Origin of the sequence: Trichocoleus sp. FACHB-46 (assembly GCF_014695385.1) — a bacterium.
In the GTDB taxonomy this organism is placed as follows: Bacteria; Cyanobacteriota; Cyanobacteriia; order FACHB-46; family FACHB-46; genus Trichocoleus.
Genome location: NZ_JACJOD010000013.1, coordinates 436,726 through 458,085 on the forward strand (window position 1 = coordinate 436,726; position 21,360 = coordinate 458,085).

General features: G+C 48.8%; 19 protein-coding genes and 2 tRNA genes. 10 read left to right on the forward strand and 11 right to left on the reverse strand.

Annotated features, from left to right (window positions below; translation table 11 throughout):
* Positions 1 to 39 precede the first annotated feature (39 nt).
* A complete protein-coding gene (locus H6F72_RS09645) occupies positions 40 to 213 on the reverse strand; it encodes a hypothetical protein (RefSeq protein WP_190434039.1) in 174 nt (57 codons plus the stop codon).
* 152 nt (positions 214 to 365) lie between these two features.
* On the opposite strand from H6F72_RS09645, the gene H6F72_RS09650 reads away from it, so the two are divergent.
* The 5 genes from H6F72_RS09650 to H6F72_RS09670 all read left to right on the forward strand — a co-directional run bounded on the left by H6F72_RS09650 (position 366) and on the right by H6F72_RS09670 (position 5,091).
* Positions 366 to 1,355, forward strand: a complete 990-nt coding sequence (locus tag H6F72_RS09650) for an SDR family oxidoreductase (RefSeq protein ID WP_190434041.1) — start codon at positions 366 to 368, stop codon at positions 1,353 to 1,355.
* A gap of 402 nt (positions 1,356 to 1,757) precedes the next feature.
* Positions 1,758 to 2,675: an NAD(+) kinase gene (locus H6F72_RS09655; RefSeq protein ID WP_190434043.1), complete on the forward strand. Its 918-nt coding sequence runs from the start codon at positions 1,758 to 1,760 to the stop codon at positions 2,673 to 2,675.
* 279 nt (positions 2,676 to 2,954) lie between these two features.
* Entirely contained in the window at positions 2,955 to 3,650 is a 696-nt protein-coding gene (gene nblR / locus H6F72_RS09660; RefSeq protein WP_190434045.1) for a response regulator transcription factor NblR, read from the forward strand.
* A complete protein-coding gene (locus H6F72_RS09665; RefSeq protein WP_242016849.1) occupies positions 3,631 to 4,317 on the forward strand; it encodes a DUF192 domain-containing protein in 687 nt (228 codons plus the stop codon). The genes nblR and H6F72_RS09665 overlap by 20 nt, the downstream gene beginning before the upstream one ends.
* Before the next feature lie 582 nt (positions 4,318 to 4,899).
* Positions 4,900 to 5,091 (forward strand): DUF2949 domain-containing protein, encoded by a 192-nt coding sequence (locus H6F72_RS09670; RefSeq protein WP_190434047.1) that lies wholly within the window; start codon positions 4,900 to 4,902, stop codon positions 5,089 to 5,091.
* A gap of 220 nt (positions 5,092 to 5,311) precedes the next feature.
* Here H6F72_RS09670 and H6F72_RS09675 read toward each other — a convergent pair whose 3' ends face one another.
* The 4 genes from H6F72_RS09675 to lpdA form a co-directional block, all read right to left on the reverse strand.
* Positions 5,312 to 6,547, reverse strand: coding sequence for a hypothetical protein (locus H6F72_RS09675; RefSeq protein ID WP_190434049.1), 1,236 nt, complete (start codon positions 6,545 to 6,547; stop codon positions 5,312 to 5,314).
* Positions 6,548 to 6,722: 175 nt separating this feature from the next.
* On the reverse strand, positions 6,723 to 6,974 hold the full coding sequence (locus H6F72_RS09680; RefSeq protein WP_190434051.1) for a DUF5340 domain-containing protein: 252 nt from the start codon (positions 6,972 to 6,974) through the stop codon (positions 6,723 to 6,725).
* A 166-nt stretch (positions 6,975 to 7,140) separates the two neighbouring features.
* A complete protein-coding gene (gene trpC, locus H6F72_RS09685; protein ID WP_190434053.1) occupies positions 7,141 to 8,058 on the reverse strand; it encodes an indole-3-glycerol phosphate synthase TrpC in 918 nt (305 codons plus the stop codon).
* Between the two features lie 95 nt (positions 8,059 to 8,153).
* Positions 8,154 to 9,587, reverse strand: coding sequence for a dihydrolipoyl dehydrogenase (lpdA, locus tag H6F72_RS09690; protein WP_190434055.1), 1,434 nt, complete (start codon positions 9,585 to 9,587; stop codon positions 8,154 to 8,156).
* A gap of 386 nt (positions 9,588 to 9,973) precedes the next feature.
* Here lpdA and H6F72_RS09695 point away from each other — a divergent pair, with 386 nt between their 5' ends.
* Positions 9,974 to 10,219, forward strand: coding sequence for a hypothetical protein (locus tag H6F72_RS09695; RefSeq protein WP_190434057.1), 246 nt, complete (start codon positions 9,974 to 9,976; stop codon positions 10,217 to 10,219).
* Positions 10,220 to 10,249: 30 nt separating this feature from the next.
* Here H6F72_RS09695 and H6F72_RS09700 read toward each other — a convergent pair whose 3' ends face one another.
* Positions 10,250 to 11,053, reverse strand: a complete 804-nt coding sequence (locus H6F72_RS09700; protein WP_190434059.1) for an RNA methyltransferase — start codon at positions 11,051 to 11,053, stop codon at positions 10,250 to 10,252.
* A 331-nt stretch (positions 11,054 to 11,384) separates the two neighbouring features.
* Positions 11,385 to 11,468, reverse strand: a tRNA-Leu gene (locus H6F72_RS09705).
* Between the two features lie 234 nt (positions 11,469 to 11,702).
* On the opposite strand from H6F72_RS09705, the gene murA reads away from it, so the two are divergent.
* The 3 genes from murA to H6F72_RS09725 all read left to right on the forward strand — a co-directional run bounded on the left by murA (position 11,703) and on the right by H6F72_RS09725 (position 14,206).
* On the forward strand, positions 11,703 to 13,055 hold the full coding sequence (murA, locus tag H6F72_RS09710; RefSeq protein ID WP_199299012.1) for a UDP-N-acetylglucosamine 1-carboxyvinyltransferase: 1,353 nt from the start codon (positions 11,703 to 11,705) through the stop codon (positions 13,053 to 13,055).
* 215 nt (positions 13,056 to 13,270) lie between these two features.
* The gene (locus H6F72_RS09720; RefSeq protein ID WP_190434063.1) at positions 13,271 to 14,146 is read left to right on the forward strand and encodes a M48 family metallopeptidase; all 876 of its coding nucleotides are present in this window, start codon (positions 13,271 to 13,273) and stop codon (positions 14,144 to 14,146) included.
* Positions 14,125 to 14,206, forward strand: a tRNA-Leu gene (locus tag H6F72_RS09725). The genes H6F72_RS09720 and H6F72_RS09725 overlap by 22 nt, the downstream gene beginning before the upstream one ends.
* 262 nt (positions 14,207 to 14,468) lie before the next feature.
* Here the strand turns inward: H6F72_RS09725 and H6F72_RS09730 are convergent.
* The 3 genes from H6F72_RS09730 to H6F72_RS09740 form a co-directional block, all read right to left on the reverse strand.
* Positions 14,469 to 15,758 (reverse strand): WD40 repeat domain-containing protein, encoded by a 1,290-nt coding sequence (locus tag H6F72_RS09730; RefSeq protein WP_199298978.1) that lies wholly within the window; start codon positions 15,756 to 15,758, stop codon positions 14,469 to 14,471.
* A 184-nt stretch (positions 15,759 to 15,942) separates the two neighbouring features.
* A complete protein-coding gene (locus H6F72_RS09735) occupies positions 15,943 to 16,239 on the reverse strand; it encodes a hypothetical protein (RefSeq protein ID WP_190434065.1) in 297 nt (98 codons plus the stop codon).
* Between the two features lie 305 nt (positions 16,240 to 16,544).
* Positions 16,545 to 16,715, reverse strand: a complete 171-nt coding sequence (locus H6F72_RS09740; RefSeq protein ID WP_190434067.1) for a chlorophyll a/b-binding protein — start codon at positions 16,713 to 16,715, stop codon at positions 16,545 to 16,547.
* A gap of 286 nt (positions 16,716 to 17,001) precedes the next feature.
* Here H6F72_RS09740 and ald point away from each other — a divergent pair, with 286 nt between their 5' ends.
* Positions 17,002 to 18,090: an alanine dehydrogenase gene (ald, locus tag H6F72_RS09745; RefSeq protein WP_190434069.1), complete on the forward strand. Its 1,089-nt coding sequence runs from the start codon at positions 17,002 to 17,004 to the stop codon at positions 18,088 to 18,090.
* Between the two features lie 58 nt (positions 18,091 to 18,148).
* On the opposite strand, the gene topA is transcribed toward ald, so the two are convergent.
* On the reverse strand, positions 18,149 to 20,866 hold the full coding sequence (topA, locus tag H6F72_RS09750; RefSeq protein WP_190434071.1) for a type I DNA topoisomerase: 2,718 nt from the start codon (positions 20,864 to 20,866) through the stop codon (positions 18,149 to 18,151).
* Between the last annotated feature and the right edge of the window lie 494 nt (positions 20,867 to 21,360).

Below are 21,360 nucleotides of genomic sequence, written 5' to 3' on the forward strand. Positions count from 1 at the left end.
TTGCAGAAAAAGCTCAATTTTTATTTGTTTTCTGCTGTTTCAGGGACCAGTAGGAACCAGCAGTTCTGTCCAGTCTAACGTTATCGCAGGAAGCCAACGAATCGTGCTGGCTCTATTGATATCAGCACTGCGATCGTAGGCTAAGCTGCAATAAAACCCCACATCAAACTCTACAACCTGAATTAACAGCGATCGCCTGTTATATCCTCTCATTTTTCATCTTTATCGACTCCTGATCCCTAAAGGTAGCCTCATACGTTGAGGGTAGACGATGCCGTTGAGATAGCGAATTGTAATCGCTGTCAAGAAACCAACAATTTCTGATAATATCTTATAAAAAGTTAACAAACTATCATTCACCCTTCATGCAGTTATTAGTTGTCGGTGCCACTGGTACCTTGGGAAGGCAAGTAGCTCGTCGGGCCCTTGATGAGGGACACCAAGTTCGTTGCTTGGTTCGCAGTCTCAGGAAGGCAGCTTTCTTGAAGGAGTGGGGAGCAGAACTCATCCAAGCAGACTTGTGTGAACCGGAGAGCCTCATCCCAGCGCTTAAAGACGTTACAGCCGTTATTGATGCAGCCACTAGTCGTCCTACCGATTCTCTGAGTATCAAGCAAGTCGATTGGGAAGGAAAAGTAGCCTTAATTCAGGCGGCTCAAGCAGCGGGCGTCCAGCGTTTTATCTTTTTCTCAATTTTGAATGCTGACCAGTACCCAGATGTACCATTGATGGAAATCAAGCGGTGCACCGAGCTATTTCTCGCTGAATCTGGTTTAAACTACACAATTTTGCGGCCTTGCGGATTTTTGCAAGGATTAATTGGGCAGTACGCCATTCCAATTTTGGAAAAGCAAGCGGTTTGGGTGACTGGAGAAGACACGCCCATTGCCTACATGGACACTCAAGATATTGCCAAATTTGCGATCCGAGCCCTCTCCGCTCCGGAAACCGAAAAGAAGGCGTTTCCCATAGTAGGTTCACGGGCTTGGGGCAGCTACGAAATTATTCGGCTTTGCGAACGCCTGTCTGGAAAAGAAGCAAAAATCACTCGGATGCCGATGGGTCTGTTGCGCTCGGTACGCCGGAGCGCTCGTTTCTTCCAGTGGAGCTGGAACTTAGCCGATCGCTTAGCCTTTACAGAAGTTTTGGCAACTGGAAAACCACTCAAAGCTTCGATGGACGAGACCTACAATGCTTTTGGCATCGATCCTCAAGAGACAACAACCCTAGAAGTTTATTTGCAAGATTACTTCAGTCGCATCTTGAAAAAGCTAAAGGAATTGGACTACGAGCAAAACCAAGCTACTAAACAAACCAATAAAAAGACAGCTTTCAAGTCTGGCTTTTTCAAATAACTGGCATCAGGGCAGCAGTGCCTATTGCCCTTAGTCCGTTATTTGGACTATAAAAAAATGTATGAAAGCCTCAACCAATCATTGTTCTAGCCATTGCTATGGACTTAACTGGTTATTCCGATTCGGTGGCTTACTTGAGAGGTCTACTTCCTACGGTGACCAACCTGGTACCATTAGAGCTATTGGAAAACTCAAAAGCTTAGCCCCTCCGTCATTAAAGATCGAGTTTTAGCTTTGCCTATTAGCTCTTAAAGCTGCCGCTTGCAACATCTTGATTGGTAAAAGATCACAGGTTCCATTCACCGCCCTGCAATGGATTGAGTCTCTCACTAGTCATAGATAACGGTTGCAGTTGAGTTTCTTCCTAACCCCTTAAATTGACTTATAAGCTGGATTTTAAGCGTGCCCAAAGTCGGCATTATTTACAACGACATCAAACCTATTGCTTGTCGCATGGCTGAGGAGCTAGAGGACAAGCTCACCGCAACTGGTTGGGAGGTTTGCTCAACTACCGGCGCTGGTGGAATTCTTGGGTGCTCTGGACCAGAAGGGCCGATCTGTCATACCCCGATTGAGCATCTGATTCCAGATGGGTTTGATGAAACGATGGACTTTGCCATTGTCTTGGGAGGCGATGGTACAGTGCTCTCAGCTTTTCGACAAATTGCTCCTTGTCATATCCCCTTACTGACCGTTAACACCGGACACATGGGGTTTCTCACTGAAACCTACTTAAATTATTTGCCACAAGCCTTAGAGCTGGTTTTAGCGGGTGACTATGAAGTAGAAGAGCGGGTGATGCTCTCGGTTCAAGTCTTTCGCAGCGATCGCTTGTTGTGGGAAGCTCTGTGCCTGAATGAAATGGTCATGCATCGAGAACCCTTGACCAGCATGTGTCACTTTGAAATCGAAATTGGTCGGCACGCCCCAGTAGATATTGCCGCAGATGGCATCATTGTTTCCACACCCACCGGATCTACAGCTTATTCTCTCTCAGCGGGTGGTCCTGTCATTACCCCAGGCGTCCCAGTTTTACAGTTAGTTCCTATTTGTCCCCATTCCTTGGCTTCTAGGGCCCTCGTTTTTGCAGATAGCGAACCTGTGACTATTTTTCCTGCCAACCCGAATCGGTTGGTGATGGTGGTGGATGGCAACGCAGGATGTTATATCTTGCCAGAGGACCGGGTCCGGATGGTGCGATCGCAGTATTCAGCTCGTTTCATCCGCTTGCAACAGCCCGAGTTCTTCCATTTACTCAGGGAAAAGCTCGGTTGGGGGCTGCCTCACATCGCCAAACCCACCTCGGTTGAACTGCCTTAATCGTCGGTTCTAACCACATAGTGGAGAGTCGATACCTGACGGACGTGCTACAACAAGGGAAGCACGTTAAAAGTATTAATACTCACTCCTTCGCAGGTTGTCCTGGCATTGTGTAGTCTTTCTGCTGATTGAGTAGGTACCTGTAGAGGTTGGGCAAAGCCTATTTCATCTATCAGCTTCATCTATCAGCAAACCTAGTGAGTGTATTGATTGCTAGTTGAAGCCCCTAGGGGTACGAAGACCAAAGCTCTCTACTTCACTTCTCTCTCATCAGGTGTCATGAGTACTCTTAATTCTGACCGCAGTCCTTGCATTTTGCTAGTTGAGCCAGATGAAGCTTTAGCTCAACATGTCATGATTGATTTAAAGGAATCTGGCTATGAAGCTGTGGTTGTTCATGACGCTACCAGCGGCCTGCATCAAGCCCATGCATTGCAACCCGCTCTTGTTGTGATCGATCGCATGCTGGCAGGAGAATCAGGTTTAAAGCTATGCAATCATCTCCGGAATACAGGGGCTAGGGTGCCAGTCCTAATGTTGATGGCGCGTGATGCAGTAGATGACCGCGTGGCCTGCTTAGAGGCAGGAGCAGACGATTACTTCCTTAAGCCTTACCGTACAGAAGAATTTTTAAAGTTAGTGCGGCTTTACCTCCAGCCTGACACGCATAGCACCGAGCAGCTACGGTTTGGTGAATTAGTCTTAGATTTAGCTACTCGTAGAGCTCTCCGCAATGGTCGAGCCATTGAACTCACCATGAAAGAATTTGAATTGCTCAAATATTTAATGGAGCATCCCCGTGAAGTTTTGACCCGTGAACAAATTTTAGAGAATGTCTGGGGTTACGACTTTTTGGGAGAATCTAACGTCATTGAAGTCTACATCCGCTACCTACGACTGAAGATCGAGGATGAGGGTGAAAAGCGTTTGATTCAGACTGTGAGAGGTGTTGGCTATGTTCTTCGAGAAGCGTAAGACAAACGAGTTAAAGCTATGTATGGGACTGCCGCACCTCACAATCCTTCAGCTAGAACGAACAACATTTCCCTCTCATGAGTTCCCGCGGGAATACAGCGCCGTGAAGCTTGGGTCGCAGTTGATATTTATCGGTTTAAGCAGTTTGTTGTTAGCCTGTGCAGCACCCTCTTCTACAGTTGCACCCACAAGCCAAGCTCAGCGTCAGCCTACTATTCAGCCAACCGTAGGTCAAGTTAAGCAGAATATGGGCCAGCAATTGCCGATCGCCGCTCAAACCAAAATTAAAGGGCAGGTCATTCAGTTAGAGGTGGCTCAAACTCGCCAGCAGCAAGCGATGGGTTTGATGTATCGGACGGCATTGGCCGCAAATCGCGGGATGCTATTCCCCTTCAATCCACCCCGGTCGGTAGGTTTTTGGATGAAAAACACCTTGATTCCGTTGGATATGGTTTTTTTGCGTAATGGTGAGGTAAAAGCAATTCGGGCTCAAGTTCCACCCTGCAAAGCTGATCCTTGTCCTTCCTACGGTCCTGGCCCTAACATCATCATTGACCAAGTGATTGAGCTACGGGGTGGTCGAGCGGCTCAACTGGGTCTGAAGGTAGGCGATCGCATCAACCTACAATTTCTGCCTGCGTATGCCCATCCAACCACGCAATCCTAGATCAGGATTGTGACAAAAATTCTCTCAATTCAATCATCATTGAAGTTTCATTACATCAAGAGATAATACGCTATACAAAGTTTGAGGAATTTGTTATTTTTGCTCTTCTAGCCTGATGAAGTAAAAAATACTTGTCTCAAAGTTCATGGGTTCTATATGAGTTCTTTACTCTTTACCTAGCAACAATCAAGTATTTTTTAGGTACTCTCTCAGAGGGCGATGTAGGTGTGAGAGAAGCAAGTTGAAGCTGTTTAAGGGCTAAGCGTTTAGGCTAAGAAGCTTAAAGTCAGAAACCTTCCTGCTCCTTTAGATTGCTGGAGATTTCAGTAATCCTATCGAGCCAAGCTGTTGATCAGCTTAGTTAGCTATTCACCCTGGCTGGGGATCGTAAAGGTAACTTCACCCAGCAAAGATTGGTTTCAAGGTACAGCAACCCTTGGAGCTAATTTGGCTCGTGGAGCAATTTGGTCTCCTTTCTAGAAAGTCCCTGCTTAGGGAATGGACAGATTAAAGAGTGACTACTCGTTTTCAAAAACTTTATTTCTCACCATACAAAATTGGATTTAACAAATTGAGGTCACTATGGCACCCGCAACGTATTCACGCTTTATTCGCTTCCTCCAAGAGGATTTATCGATCTCTGCTGCTTCGATCGCGATCGCCCTCCGTCATCGGGAGCAGGATCCAGGGCCTTTGCCAATGATTCTTTGGCAGTATGGCTTAGTCACCTTAGAACAACTAGAGCGCATTTTCGATTGGATGGAGGCTGCTTAAAGTCTTGCCGCAACACAACCCCTGTAGGTTGTGTGAGTGAAGGTTCAGCAAAAATCCCCTACTCCTGAAATGATGCTGTATCAACCAACTTCCTGGCGAGACTGTTTAGCCCAAGTGATAATCTCTACTTTGAACAACACTAAAAAAGCGAGTTCGTGAACTCGCTTTTTTAATCGATATTACAAAATGAAGGCTTACGAAGCTTAGATCAAAAAGTTTTTTAGCTCCGCCGTCGAGCCAAGAAAGCAGGTAGGTCCACCTTCAAACCGCGACCAAATTGAGAGGAAGTGGTTGGGTTCGAAATCATCGGCTCTGACGTTTCAGCTAATTCTGGCTCTAGCTCTGCCATGAGTAGCTCTGATAAATCTTCCGGGCAATTTTCTGAGCGCTTTGCTAGCTGTTCTTTTAGTTGTAGCGCCTGACGTTGGCTCTCGGCACACCGATCTTTCCAATGTTGGACAGCAGTCTCGTATTCATTGGCTTGCCGAGCCTGCTTGAGAATTTGTTCTTGCATTTCGGCAGCTTGTTGCTCTAAGCCTAAAACCCGTGATTGATAGCGATCGCGCTCTGCCTCCAGCTCTTGGCCTGCCTGTTGCAGCTTAGCTTGCAGCATGACCTGTTTAGCCATCTGAGTTTCTAGTTCTTCGATCTTGCCGTGAGCTGTGACTAAATCTTGTTGTAATGTGGCAATGGTTGTGTGGTGCTCGGCCAAGAGGACTTGAGCCTGCTGCATCTGATGCAGCAATAGTTGATGTTCCTCCAAAGCCAAATACGCTTGCTCTAACTGCGTCTCTAATTCGGAAAAAGCTGTCTGACGCTGGCTTAGGTTGGCATACAGGCTTTCGATTTGCTGTTGCGCTTCAGCTAGTTTTACCTCTAGACTCGCTGCCAGAGTGCGGGCCGCTAGTGCCTGAGTTTCCATTTCTAAAACATGCTGCTGTTGACCTTTTGAGGCTCCTTGCAAATCGCAGAGTTGCTTCTCTAAACGTTTTTGCTGTACCTGCATCTCAGAGCGGTCCTGCACAATTTGGACTCGCAATCGCTCTAATTCCGCTTGCTGAGCTTGGGCGATCGCCTCAGTGGCGGTTAAAAGCTCTTGAAACGTTTGATTTTGCTCCTGAGCCTCAGCAATACGAGCTTCCAGGATTTGCTCTTGCTGCGTTAGCTGGAGCTTGAGCTTAGTAATCGCCTGTTGCTGCACATGGGAAAATTCTTCTGTAGTTGCTAACTGGTCTTCTAAGACTTGTTGGTCCCTCATTTGCAACGTGAGGTCGTTCAAAGACGTTAGCGCTTGGTCAAGCGCTTGCTCTAGGAGCGAAATCCGTTCTAAGCGGTTGTGTTCTATCGATCGTAGTTGCTCCAGCTCAGCCAGTAAGGTTTGGCGCTCGTGCTCCCACTTGGGTTGAAGTTCTTCAGGAGTTGACTCATGACCAGCAGCTAAGTCCGGTTCCGACACTCAGGACCCCCCCAGCATTAATAACTGCCCCACAGACTCAGCAAGACAAACTAGCCAATAGAATAACCTTTACAGCAACAAGGCACCATAGGTCTTCAGAAACAAAGCAGGATCGGTTTTGAGGAACTTTGTTTCGCGTCAGCAATGGATTACATTCCTTGGCAATCGCTGAAGGCTATTCAGATGGAGCCGTTTTTTCTGCTTCTATATTATTGAGAGACCAGCGATATTCAATCGGCTGGTTAGCACGTTGACAGTTTTCTTCCAATCGCTTTTGCTGGGACAGTGCTTTACGCAGAGTGCTGATGAGTTCGTGGACTTGATCACTTTGAAGTGACCTTTGTTTTACAGCAAACATCGTTTGCCTTTCTAGCAGCTGTAGTAGCAACTCATAATGAACGTGGGAAGGAAGAGGAATCGGCTCCATGTAGGCTGATCTACCTTAAAGTAATGGGTTACTCTACTTACCTAGTCAGGCAAATAGGGCTGGAGAATACTGTGAGAACACTCTTCTTAGATTCAGCCACTAAATCAGAAGTTTTTGTCATCGATTCCAGACCGAAGCCATTCTCCTAATTTAGCCAATGATTTATTTATACAGCTGCTTCTGGGGTTGGCACAGCTGCGGATGATGCTAACATCTGCCGTAAAGCCTGCGCTGGATCGCTTTGCTTAACTAAAGATTCGCCAATTAGAACTGCTTTTACCCCCGCTTCAGCAACCAAGCTTAGATCAGCAGGCTGATGCAGTCCTGACTCACTCACCACTAGAATACCTCGCTCTTGAAGTTGCTGTTTGCGAGCTGCAAGAAGTTGACAAGTGGTTTGCAAGTCAACGGAAAAGTTTTCCAAGTTGCGGTTGTTAATGCCAACCAGGGTGACACCTGTTAATGCCAGAACTCGATCCAACTCTTCTAAGGTATGCACCTCAATTAAAGCAGTCATGTTCAAGGCATTCGTGATTTTGACAAAGTACTGTAAGTCTTTATCCGAAAGAATTGAGGCAATGAGTAGCACCGCATCTGCGCCGTGGCACCGAGCTAGGTAGATTTGGTACGGGTAGATAATAAAGTCTTTGCAGAGTAGGGGCAGGTCAATTGCAGCCCGAACCTTAGCAAGATTGGCAAAACTACCTTGGAAAAATTTCTGGTCGGTTAGAACTGAGACACAAGTAGCTCCGCCTGCTTTGTAGGCTTGGGCGATCGCCACTGGATCGAAATCTTCCCGCAACACGCCCTTACTCGGAGATGCTTTCTTGACTTCTGCAATCACTGCGGGTTGAGTAGTACTTTGGCGTATTGCTTCCACAAAATTGAGGGCAGGAGCAACGTTTAGAACCTGCTTTTGCAGCTCCAGCAAAGGCTGCTTCTCCCGCATCTGGTCTACTTCAACTTCCTTCTGCCAAACAATTTCCTCCAAAATGTGGCGCGGAGCTGCATCCGGTACAGCAACCTGATAGCGCAATTCTTGAACTGCAACTGCGGGATTTGGAGAACGACGACGAATTTGCATTGGGAATTAATTTAAGAACAACCAAACACGAGAAATACAACTCTGAATCTAGTTCCCTTCCCTATTAGGGAAGGGGCTGGGGGTTAGGTCACCTTTTAGTGAGCTGCTACTGCTCGCTTGAAAGCTTCATCCAACACTTCGGAAAGTGTGGGATGAGTATGCACCATGTGAGCCAGATCTTGGACGGAGTGGCGCTGAGCGATCGCGTTGGCGGCTTCTTGGATCAGGTCAGAAGCATGTAGCCCAAAGATATGTACCCCTAGAACTTCGCCTGTGTCTTGGCGGTAAATGACCTTGGCAACACCTTCTGTTTCGCCTTCTGCTAGAGCCTTGGAGTTGCCCTTAAAGTAGGTCTTAGAAGTTGCTACTTTGAACCCTTCTGCTTCTCCCAAGGCTTTCGCTGCGGGTTCAGTCATGCCAACAAAGCTAATTTCAGGATGGGTAAAGGCAGCCGCAGGAATGCTGTGGTAGTCCACCTGGCGATCGCGACCACAAATATTCTCAACAGCCACAACACCCTGAGCAGAAGCAGCATGAGCGAGTTGCATCTTTCCGGTAGCATCTCCGATCGCCCACAAGTGAGCCACAGGTTGACCATCCACCAACACTGCCATCCGATCATCAACTGGAATAAAGCCACGGCGATCGAGTTCTAAGCCCACTGCTTCCAAGCCTAAATTTTGCGTTGCAGGGATTCGCCCGGTTGCGACCAAGCAAGCATCTACTTCCAGCACTTCGACCACTTCTTTGGTCTTGGCATCTGCGAGTTCGATTACCACTGGCGAACCAGGAATCACTCGTTTTGCCAACATGCCAACTTTAGTCTCAATGTCGCGGGGAGCAATCAGCACCCGTTGCGCCAGTTTGGCAATATCTGGATCAAACCCAGGCATTAGTTGATCTAGCGCCTCAATCAGAGTAATTTCTGCACCTAGAGCTGAGTAAACGTCAGAAAACTCTAAACCAATGTAGCCACTGCCAATAATGGCAACCCAAGGCGGCAACGATTCGAGTCTGACCGCATCATCGCTGGTAAACACGGTTTTGCCATCCACTTCTACCCCAGGCGGAACCCAAGGCACAGAGCCAGGAGCCAAAATCACATCTTGAGCCGTGACTACTCTTTCACCAGTCGGAGTTTCAATCGAGACTTTCTGGGAGCCAGCTACCTTGCCCCACCCTTGAATCACATCTACGCCCAAGCGCTTGAGGCTGTTGGTGAGGTCGCCTCGAATTTTGCTGACTAAGTTGTTGGCATGGTCGGCGATCGCTTGGCGATCAAACTCAACCTCACCGACTTGAATCCCCATTGCCTTGAGGTGATGAGCATTGCGCAATTCCCGTACCCGCCCCGAAGCTGCCAGAAGAGCTTTGGAGGGGATGCAACCACGATTGACACAGGTGCCGCCCATATCAGCCGCTTCGACGATGGCAGTTTTCAAGCCACAGCTCACTGCATGCAGTGCCGCTCCATGTCCCCCAACTCCTGCGCCGAGAATAACTAAATCGTAATCAAATCCCTGACTCACTTTGCTCTCCTGGAAAGGCAAACCTTTCTACCATACCGCAATGCCCCAAGCCCAAAAAGTTAAGGGTTTGGTTTTAGCGCTTTGTCTTTATCCTTAATTTAATTTTCAACTAAATTTGGTTGATTAGACAACACCTACTCAAAGCCACACAGCAGGCTCAACCATAAATCAGGATCATGCTGCGATCGCAACGAAATTGGGCACCCTGATAGCAGCCAACTTCTAGAGTCTCGGTCGCTTGACCTCAGTTAAATTACAAATAGAACGCTGGCTCAGCCATATTTAATATCTTTTCTACGTCTTTTAACGCTTGACCCCCTGCCGCTTTAAAAGCCAGGATGGCAAGCAGTCTGAGTCCTAGATTCTGAATTTTTGGAGTCCAGCTAATGGAGCAGCATCAGAACGAGGTTCGTCGCGCCGCCGCCCAAGCCTTTGCTGAATCACTTGATCAGTTGCAAAAAACCTTGCAAGCCGAGGGCAGACCACCCACAACGGCTCAGCCTCAGCCAGAAAAGATGGCTCCGGTGTCTAATAGCAACTCTAAGGCGGCTCCAACTCGGCCCGCTCTGGCTGATTGGGAAGCCGCAGTCGCTGATATCGAACAGTTTATCGAGGCGCGACGCTCGAGCTAAAGTAGCTCATTGAGCTTGCCTCTCATCTGCTTAACTGGAACGGGCTTCAGGATTAAAGCCTCGTTGTCGTTGGGCTTCATACAGCATTAGGGCAGCAGCGATCGCCACGTTCAACGACTCTACCCCCGGATAGAGAGGAATTTTGACCTGTTGGTCAGACAAAGCTGCTATTTCCGGCGATAAGCCTGCGCCTTCATTTCCTAACAAAATTAAAGTAGGTTGCCGCAGATCGGCTTCCCAGTAAGTGAGAGCTGCATCTGGCAGAGTGGCTACAACCTGCATGCCTTGGGCTTGGTAATCAGCAATGACCGTTTGCAAATCTGTGCTGACAGCCATCGGCAGACGGAACCATTGTCCGGCGCTGGCTCGCAGTACCTTAGGGTGATCAAGATCCACACTGTTAGCACTGAGCCACAAACCTTCTGCCCCTGCGGCGGCAGCAGCCCGAATCATAGTGCCCAGGTTGCCTGGATCTTGAATGGTTTCTAGCACCAGACCCAAACTAGCAATTTCTGGCAGTTGATGCTGCTCTGGTTTACGTGGTGCCGTCACAATTACACCGTCAGGCTCTACGGTCGTCGCGATCGCCTTCAACACTTCAGGACTCACCAGTTCTATGCGCTGGGCGGTTTGACTAACTTGCTGCCATAACTGTTCATGACTGGCTTGCCACTCCAGAGTGCAACAAAGGGTTGCCAGCGGATAATTCACCGCACAAGCTTCTTCGAGTAGGTGAGTGCCTTCCAGCAAAAACAGTTGCTGTTCTCGGCGCTCTCTGGCACGGTGTAACTTGCGAAGTTGCTTAACGAGAGGATTTTGCAGACTGGTCAACATAATTCTGTGCCACAAAATAACGTAGCGTTGAAGCAGCTTCACTCTACTGCTGAGCGCGCAAAACTCCAAGATCCCGCACTGTTTTCAGGACTGCTTTCTTGTTTCGCGCCTAGAGTTCGAACCTTGAATTAGAATCTATAATTCTCCAGTCATTTAAATATTCTTACAATCAGCAAAGGAACCATAAGTAGATCTGACCAAATCCTTAGTTACCCAAAGCAGCTTCGGGGAAAAATAAAAAAGCAAACCGCTTGATTTCTCACGAGGTTTGCTCTTAAAAATTATGTAGATTGAAGTAACCTTCTTAGGGCCGAGATGACTGGCTTTTAGATGCGGAACCCGGGACTTGAACCCGGAAGTCTTTGCAGACACTAGAACCTGAATCTAGCGCGTCTACCAATTCCGCCAGTTCCGCTTATGGCGCAGCTACGGACTGCGATTTACCAATGTAGTGAAATCTAGAAGCTTTGTCAACTTTCTCAGAGCCAATCTCTTTTAGGTTAAAGTGCTCGTTCAAGCTAAACTGTTTCATCGCTTGAGATCGGAGTTCTGGACATCTGGAATCTTTCCGGTAGAATCGAAACCAAATTTGTAAGTTCTAAAAGTATAAATTGACTCGGAGGATAGGCCCATAACTCCCTCTCACGGACTGCCAGAAACCCATTCTTCACCTGAAGAAGATAAGTCAGTACTTCAGATCTGGGGTAAATCTTCGCTCAAAGGACATGTCACTATTAGCGGTGCCAAAAACTCCGCCCTCGTTGTGATGGCGGGTGCCCTGCTCTGTCCCCAAGACTGCCGTCTTCGTAACGTTCCCTCTCTGGCAGATGTCTCTCGGATGGGGGAGATTTTGGCATCCTTGGGTGTCAAGCTGACAAGACAGGGCGATGTTCTCGATATCAATGCGAGCTACATTGGCCAATCAACTGCTCCTTATGAGCTGGTTAGCCAACTGAGAGCTAGCTTCTTTGTCATTGGCCCCGTTCTAGCTCGCTTAGGCGTGGCCCGCGTTCCTTTGCCCGGTGGCTGCGCGATCGGTGCTCGTCCCGTAGACCTGCATGTCCGAGGTCTGCAAGCGATGGGAGCGGATGTCCATATCGAGCATGGCACAGTCAATGCTTACGTTAAAGGCCCCAGCCGCCGCCTCAAGGGAGCCAAAATCTATTTAGATTATCCCAGCGTTGGCGCAACCGAAACGCTGATGATGGCGGCTACCCTAGCTGATGGGGAAACCATCCTAGAAAATGCCGCTCAAGAACCTGAAGTGATCGATTTGGCCAACTTCTGCCGCGCTATGGGAGCCAAGATCCAAGGCGCAGGTACGAAAACCATCGTAATCTCAGGGGTGCCAAGTCTGCACTCAGCCGACTACGCCATTATTCCAGATCGCGTTGAGGCGGCTACTTTTCTAGTAGCAGGAGCTATCACACAATCTGAAATTAGCCTTTCTCCGGTTATTCCTGATCATTTGACGGCTGCCATTGCTAAGTTGCGGGCGATCGGTGCTTTGATCACCCCAGAATCACCTAACTGTTTGCGGATCAGTCCGGGGCATGGCCTGACCGCTACTGATATTGAGACCCTACCCTATCCAGGTTTTCCTACGGATATGCAAGCTCAATTTATGGCTTTGCTGACCGTCAGTGAGGGCGACAGCATCGTCACAGAAACGGTGTTTGAAAACCGCCTGCGCCATGTGGCTGAGCTAAATCGGATGGGAGCTGATATCCGGGTGAAGGGCAATCACGCCGTGATTCGAGGAGTCCCGACGCTCTCTGGAGCTCCTGTAGTCGCAACCGATTTAAGAGCATCGGCTGCTTTGGTTGTGGCTGCTTTAGCCGCAGAGGGTAAAACCACGATTCAAGGATTACACCACTTGGATCGCGGCTATGAAAACCTCGACACGAAGCTCCAAAAACTAGGGGTGAAGTTGCAGCGCCTTCAAGGAGACTCTACTACAGAGGTGGAGACAGCTCCACTGACACCGATCGCGCCCAATTAACTCCTAACCACAGTTACACTCCTAGTCCCATCTGCCCTGACTGAGGCTTGATCTTGATTGCTCTTGGCTTGTACCCGCAGGCTAGGAGCAATCTCGTTATACTAGCTATGTATCGGTGATAAGCATCGGTGGTAAGCGATCGCCATGCAACTCGTACTTGCTGTGCGGCTTGCCCAGACGCTTGTCTTAACCTCACTTCTTGTGGCTGCCCCAGCATGTCTCCTGCAAAGACTCCTTTAATTGGCTTGAAGGCGGATCAATTTCGTCATCCTCTCGATTTAGAAGCAACTCAAGCCCTCAAGCAGTTGCCTGGGCTGGACTTGATGATTCGGAGTTTGCTAGGGCCACTAGCCGAACAAGTTTTTTACCTTGACAATATTGCCTCCAGCATTTTGGTCAGTGACCAACAACTGCCGCACTTACATCAACTGCTAATCGAAGCTTGCAAAATTCTTGACCTGGAGTTGCCTCAGCTCTACATTCGGCAACATCCTGTCCCCAATGCTTATACATTTGCGATTCGCGGCAGACAGCCCTTTATCGTAGTTCATACCTCTTTGCTGGAGCTACTGAACCCCGAAGAAATTCAAGCGGTGATCGCTCACGAACTAGGACACTTGAAATGTGATCACGGCGTTTACTTAACCCTAGCCAACATTATGGTGCTAGCCGCAGGACAACTGCCTACTTTGGGTGGCGTGATTGCTCAAACCTTGCAGTCCCAAATCTTAGAGTGGGTCCGCTGTGCTGAATTTACTTGCGATCGCGCTGCTCTCTTAGTCACGCAAGACCCGAAGGTGGTGGCTTCCCTGCTAATGAAACTGACTGGGGGATCGCCGACCTTGGCATCTAAGTTAAACCTAGACGCTTTTCTAGCTCAGGCGCGTTCTTACGATGACGTTAGTAACAGCGACCTGGGTGAATTACTAAAGCAGGCTCAAGTTGCACCTCTGACTCATCCGGTCCCTGTAATTCGCGCGCGGGAGATCGATCGCTGGGCTGGAAGTAAAACTTACCAAACCCTGTTGCAAAACGGAAAAAATGAGTATAATAGTGAAGCTTCATCCAAGGGCGGATGGCGGAATTGGTAGACGCACCACACTCAAAATGTGGCGGCTTCGGCCGTGAGAGTTCGAGTCTCTCCCCGCCCATATCATTTCACTAAGTACCAAATAGGCTCAACGTCTGAAACGATGGGAGTCACCGCGCCGTGAAGGTCGGAATTCCAAGGGTAAAGGCGGTTCGGCTCGTTAGAGACAACGCAAAAAGCAAATGCAAGTGTTGCGGCGAAAGCTCAAAGAGCAAAATGATGACAAAGAGCAAACTAATCAAAAAAAACAGGGAAGAGACATCAACTCTCTTCCCTGTTTTTTTATTTATGTGCCTAAGGACTAGCTTAATGGCTCGTTCTGCCTACTTAACAGGTGGTAAAACTCCATCTTGCCACACTTGAATCAACGTATCAGAGCCACCACTAGCTAGAGTTTGACCATCCGGACTGAAGGCAACAGACTGCACCCAATCTGCATGCTCAGTCAAGGTATTGATTAATTCCCCTGTCTCTAGATTCCAAAGTCTGACAGCATCTCGCCCTGCACTGGCTAAAACTCTACCATTTGGGTTTACTTCAACATCCATGACCCAATTAGTATGACCTGTCAGTGTTTGGAGCAACTCTCCCGTTTCGGAATTCCACACTTTAATCGTGGCATCTCGGCTGGCGCTAACTAGCGAGGTGCCATCAGGTGTAAAGGTTAGAGAATTAACAACCCCTGTATGACCTGGGAGAGTTTGTAGGAGCTGCCCACTAGCCAAGTCCCACAGCTTCACAACGCCGTTGTCTTCCCCACTAGCTAGGTATTGCCCAGAAGGGCTAATCGCTAGGGCATGCACTTCATGTCGCTCGTCTTCAAGCGTGGACAGTGGGCGTTGTCTTTGTAAATCCCAAAGTTTAATGCCATCTAAGCCGCCACTGACTAAAGTTTTACCATCGGGGCTAATAGCTAGTGCCAGAACATGGCTCGTGTGATCTAGGAAAATTCGGCTCGATTGTTTCGTCTTTAGATTCCAGAGATTCAGAATATAGTCAGTGCCACCACTGACCAGCGTTTGACCGTCTGGTGTCATAGCTAGCGCTGCCACCATCGTTTGATGGACTCGCAACGTCATCGCTTCTCGACCGCGCTGGAGATTCCAGACTTTAATTCTGGCGTCGTTGTAGCTACCGCCACTAAACAGGGTTCGACCATCAGAAGCAAACAGCAGAGAATCCACAGCTCCTTTATGCCCTTTCAAGGTGCGGACTAGCTGGGGCTGCTTCCAACCGCCCGGGGTGGACGAACCTGTCACAGTAGCGGCTACGTCTACCTTGGTTACAGAGGGTGTAGGCAGCGCTTGGCTCACATGAGCAATTTGTAGAGAGCAAACTACTCCAATACCCACTGCTCCCCAAAATGCCAACCGCTTATGAGGAAATACACGCAGAGGAAAGCTAGGAGATGGGTATTTCATAGTTCGACTGAATATTGGGGCAGATTGTTTGAGTGAGGCAAAGGGCTGAAGGGTGTCTTCCCAAGCGGACAGAATTCCTGGCGCTTCAACTTTCAAGGTTTTGAGAGTTTCCATTTGTTGAGCGATCGCAGCCAACCCAGTCTGCAAGCACTGCTTGACTTCAACGTAAGGCAATTGCTCTTGCTCAGGCACGCTCGAAATTTCTTGGATTTCAATTCAGCTCGAACTTTAGGGTTGAGCCCGCTTAATGAAAGCCAAGCGATGAAGCACTGAACGGTCAAAAAGACGGTAACTCGCCTCAGAACGTTCCCCAGTTAGCATGAGTAAGCTAAAAGGTATGGAATAGCTCTAACTGAGACCTAACTGAGAAATCAATTTAGTGAGGTGGTGGATTCTTTTTAGAAACCGATAGCACGGGCATCTGCGGTCGTGAGGAGCGAGGGGGTAAGTAATATTGCGGTACTTGTTCCGGTTGCTCTTCTTGTTGGCGCTGCATCAACCACCACCGCAGGGCGAGCGCAAGTCCCACGGTTCCCAGACCAAAGCTAAATAGAGACCAGCGGCTATCGAGACCGCCAATCGCTGCATCTACAGCGCCAACCGTAATTACAAAGCTAGAGATGGGCTCCTTACGATAAGCTGCCCTTAAAAACCGAGGCCACACAGCATTCATCACAGTATTTCTCTGGCTCAACGTATCAAGAATTTTAGAGTTTTAAAGAAACAAAACACTTAGAAAGTTACGTAATCCGTATCGGTTTAATGGGACTGCTTATTTCTAATTTAAACTCATCCCACAAATTATGGAGAATTATAGAAAAAACACATCTAGGCCTTAGGTACTTACACTACCCTTCATCATCTCTTCACGCTAAACTCTCCAGTTCTTCCTCATCCGAGCGAACATTTTTTGATCTCTGTGGCGTTGTCTGTTCAGTCAGCAGCAAGCGCCTTGGAAGAACTGGCAAAGTTTTGGTTTTATCTCAGCCCCAGCCAAGTTAAAACGCCCTGTCCAGTCACGTACTCGATGGCAACGGCGATCGCGAACCCCAGCATGGCAGCTCGGCCATTCAAACGCTCGGCATATTCTGTAAAGCCGACTTTAGGTTCAGCTAATTTAGGCGTTGTGGTGGGTTGTAGTTGAGTCATTGCTTTAGAAAAATTGACGACAGTTCTATTAATTCAGACAAAGGGTAAAGCAGCACTAAGAAAATCCCACTCAAGAGGTACGTCTTAAGTTAGAACTTTTGGGTTCTATTGATGGCATTTACAATTCTTTATCTCTTTCATCTATTTTAAGGAGGACTGTCTCTTCGTCAACTCATCCTTTTGGATGGCCAGCTAAGGGCGATCGCTCAACTTCCCTAGGGCTTTGCTCTCTAGCTACTTTTACAACCAGCTTAAGCTAGAAGCATAGGGCATTCAGAGGTTTCGTATGGAAATCGGCGTTCCCAAGGAAACAAAAGACCAAGAGTTCCGAGTGGGGTTGAGTCCGAGCAGTGCTCGCGTTCTAGTAGACAACGGGCATGGCGTTTTTGTCGAGACCCAGGCTGGTATCGGCGCAGGCTTTAGCGATGCTGATTATGTTCAAGTAGGAGCAAAAATTGTTCCCAATGCTGAGACTGCTTGGAATCGAGAGTTGGTGATTAAGGTCAAAGAGCCGCTAGCACCGGAATATCAGTTTTTGCAAAAAGGCCAACTCCTGTTTACCTATCTGCATTTGGCTGCCGATCGCGAACTAACTGAGCATCTGATTAGTTCTGGGGTAACTGCGATCGCCTATGAAACGGTAGAACTGCCAGATAAAAGACTCCCTCTCTTGACCCCCATGAGCATTATTGCTGGGCGGCTATCGGTGCAGTTTGGCTCTCGATTTTTAGAACGCCAACAAGGGGGGCGGGGCGTACTTTTAGGTGGCGTGCCTGGAGTGCAACCTGGCAAAGTGGTGATATTAGGCGGTGGAGTGGTAGGCACAGAAGCAGCCCGGATTGCCGTCGGGATGGGTGCTCAGGTCCAAATTTTAGATTTGAATGTAGACCGTTTAGCTTATTTAGAAACTTTATTTGGTTCCCGCGTGGAACTGCTCTACAGCAACTCCTTACAAATCGAGACAGTCGTACCAGAAGCCGACTTGCTGATCGGGGCCGTGTTAGTACCTGGTCGCCGAGCCCCGATTTTGGTGGGTCAGTCTTTAGTTGCCAAAATGCGACCTGGTTCAGTGATCGTGGATGTGGCCGTCGATCAAGGTGGCTGTATTGAAACGATGCGACCCACATCCCATAGTCACCCTACCTATGTCGAGGCAGGTGTGGTACATTACGGCGTGCCAAATATGCCTGGAGCAGTTCCCTGGACAGCGACCCAAGCTCTCAATAACAGCACCTTACCCTACGTCCTGAAGCTAGCCAATTACGGTCTATCTGCTTTGGACTCCGATGCAGTTTTAGCCAAGGGAGTTAGTGTGCAAAATCAGCGGTTAGTGCATCCCGCTGTACAGGAAGTATTTCCTGATTTAGCTCACTGAAAAATTGACGAGGAATAGGAGGGCGATCGCGTGATCCCACTTCCCTCCTATTCCTAAGCTAGCTTTCCAAAGTTGAGGTTTTCTTCTTAGAACTGCCAGTCCCTGATTTTTTCGTGGTGGTTTTGCGAGCCTTGGTTTTGCTGGCAGTTTCGCTCTTGGTGGCTGTTGATTTGGTGGCTTTTTTCGTGCTACTGGCAGACTTGGCAGACTTGCGGCCCGATTTACTGGTTGACTCTTTCGTGCCCAATAGCTCTAGAGCCGCCTCTAGCGTGATTGACTCCACCGCTTGGTCTTCGGGCACCGAGACATTGGTTTTGCCATGCTTGATGTAAGGACCATAGGGGCCATCATAAATATTGATTGGCTCTTCATCAGCAGGGTGAGCACCGAGCGATCGCAACGGTTCTTTGGATTTGCTTCGAGCGCCGCGACGACCTGCCTTCGGTTCTGCCAGCAATTCCAAAGCGCGGTCTAGCTCAATAGCCAGCACATCGTCTCCCGCTTTCAAGGAGCGATACTCTTTGCCTTCCTTACCTTGGTCATGCAGTACATAGGGGCCAAAGCGTCCTAGTCCTGCCTGAATTTTGCCATTCGTTTCAGGGTGAACTCCCAAGGTCCGGGGCAGAGACAGCAGACCCACGGCCATTTCTAGCGTGACGTCATCCATGCCTACACCTTTAGGCAACGAAGCCCGCTTCGGCTCGACATTGGTCTCCCCTAAATCTCCCAGTTGGACATAGGGGCCAAAAGGACCAATCCGTAAATAAATCGGTTCTCCGGTGTCAGGGTGCAGCCCTAACTTATCGGGGCCTTCAGTTTTTTGACGCAGCAGTACTTCCACCTGGGCAGGGTCAAGATCCGCTGGAGTCAAATCCTGAGGAATGGTGGCTTTAACGATGGCATCGTCTTTCTCAGTTTCTAAATAAGCCCCGTAACGACCAATGCGGATTTTGGCAGCCAGATCTTCTAGCTCAATCGTGCGCGCCTCGGTGGGATCAATTTGGCTTTCCCGTTCCTTGACTTGGGTTTCTAAACCCGCTTTCCCTAAATAAAACTCCTTGAGGTAGGGCAACCACTTCACCTCACCTGTAGAAATTTCATCTAAGGTTTGCTCCATGCGAGCCGTGAAGCTGGTATCAACCAAATCGGGGAAGTGATTTTCCAATAAAGTGGTCACAGCGAAGGCGGTAAATGTCGGCACCAAGGCATTGCTGACCATTTGGGCATAGCCCCGGTCAATAATGGTGCCGATGATGCTGGCGTAGGTGCTAGGTCGCCCGATCCCTTCGCTTTCTAATGTTTTCACCAAAGAAGCTTCGGTATAGCGAGCAGGAGGCTGAGTTTCGTGACCGATCGCCTCTAAAGCCTTGCACGCTGGCTTGTCACCCACCTTGAGCGCAGGCAGAATCACTTCCCGATCCTCGATCGCCGCATCGGGGTCATCAGACCCTTCCACATAAGCGCGGAAGAAACCAGGAAAGTCAATGCGCTTACCGCTAGCTCGAAATCCAGCTTCTTCGACTTGAATTTGTACGGTGATATGGGTCTGCCGCGCTTCAGCCATTTGGGTGGCAACGGTACGCTTCCAGATCAAGTCATACAGCTGAAATTCTGCTCCTTTTAGCCCTGTTTCTTGAGGAGTGCGGAAGCTGCTTCCGGCGGGACGAATGGCTTCGTGGGCTTCCTGGGCACCTTTGCTCTTGGTGGAGTACTTGCGAGGTTCGGGGCTGAGATAAGCTGCACCATACATGTTCTCTACACAAGTCCGAGCTGCCTCGATTGCCTGCTGCGACAAGTTCACCGAGTCGGTTCGCATGTAGGTAATAAAGCCTTGCTCGTAAAGGCTTTGGGCCACACGCATTGTATCTCTCGCTGAGAGGCGAAGTTTACGGTTGGATTCTTGTTGCAGCGTCGAGGTGGTAAAAGGTGGTGCAGGTTTGCGAGTGACAGGCCGTTCTTCGATATTAGAAACGGTCCAAGCCTTATTAGTGATTTGCTCTTGCAGCGCTCTGGCTTCCGCTTCATTCAGCAGGAGAACATTACGACCCGCTGCAATTTGCCCCGTTGCCTCGTCAAAGTCACTGCCTGTCGCCAAACGCTGACCTCGCAGTGTTACGAGGCGGGCTTCAAACGCACTTTTATCTTTTTCTAGGGTGGCTTTGAGATCCCAGTAAGTACCTTGATGGAAAGCCCGACGCTGACGCTCTCGCCGTACGAGTAGCCGCACTGCTACAGATTGCACCCGTCCAGCCGACAAGCCCCAGGCAATTTTCTTCCACAGCAGCGGCGAGAGGGTATAGCCCACCAAGCGATCTAAAATACGTCGTGTTTCTTGCGCCCGAACTAGCTTCTCATCTACAGTGCGACAGTTTTTCAGCGCTTCTTTGATCGCTTCTTGGGTGATCTCGTGGAACACCATGCGCTTGATCGGAACTTTAGGCTGCAAAAGTTGCAGCAGATGCCAGCTAATGCTTTCCCCTTCGCGGTCTTCGTCTGTCGCCAGTATCAGCTCGTCAGCATCTTTGAGCGCATCTTTGAGCGCCTTGACTATTTTTTTCTTGTCTTTGGGTACTACATAAAGCGGCTCGAATTCTGACTCAATATTCACCCCTAGCTTTGCCCATTTTTCTTCCTTGACGTTCGCGGGGATTTCGCTCGCCGATTGCGGCAGATCGCGCACATGTCCCATTGACGCCTCCACTCGGTAGCCTGCGGGCAGGTAGTTGCGAATGGTGCGTGCTTTGGTAGGAGATTCGACAATGACCAGGGTTGACATGGGATCGTTTAACTTCAGGCAAAGTGGTAGCGAGCTAAGCAGTCTTAGACATGGAAGATTTTGACAGGGATGTCAAGACTAGGTAGCAAAAATTGATGGCAAAAACTGGGAGACTAGCTAGACAAATTAACGTAACTGCACTGCGATCGCTTCATCCTAAAAGAAGACTCCCTTAAAAAGAAAATCAAGGAGAGGAGACATTCAGCGTGCCTTGATCTCTACTTATAACCAATATGGGTGGAATCCTCAGTTTTGACAAAATTTTTTGCAGTTATCCCGCTGAGCCAGACACAAGCAAAGTTGAGTCGGGAAGTTAGCCGGATCAGAAGGCAGACGACCTAGAAAGCCAAGCTAGTCTTACATTCACTCTTTGTCAACAGGGCCAGCTAAGGGCAAAAATTCTGGCGTTCTCGGCGTTTGTGAACAAATGTTAAAACTTTAACTGAGAGCGCTTTGAGCTGGTAGCAGTTGGTCTAGTAACAAATACTGATTCA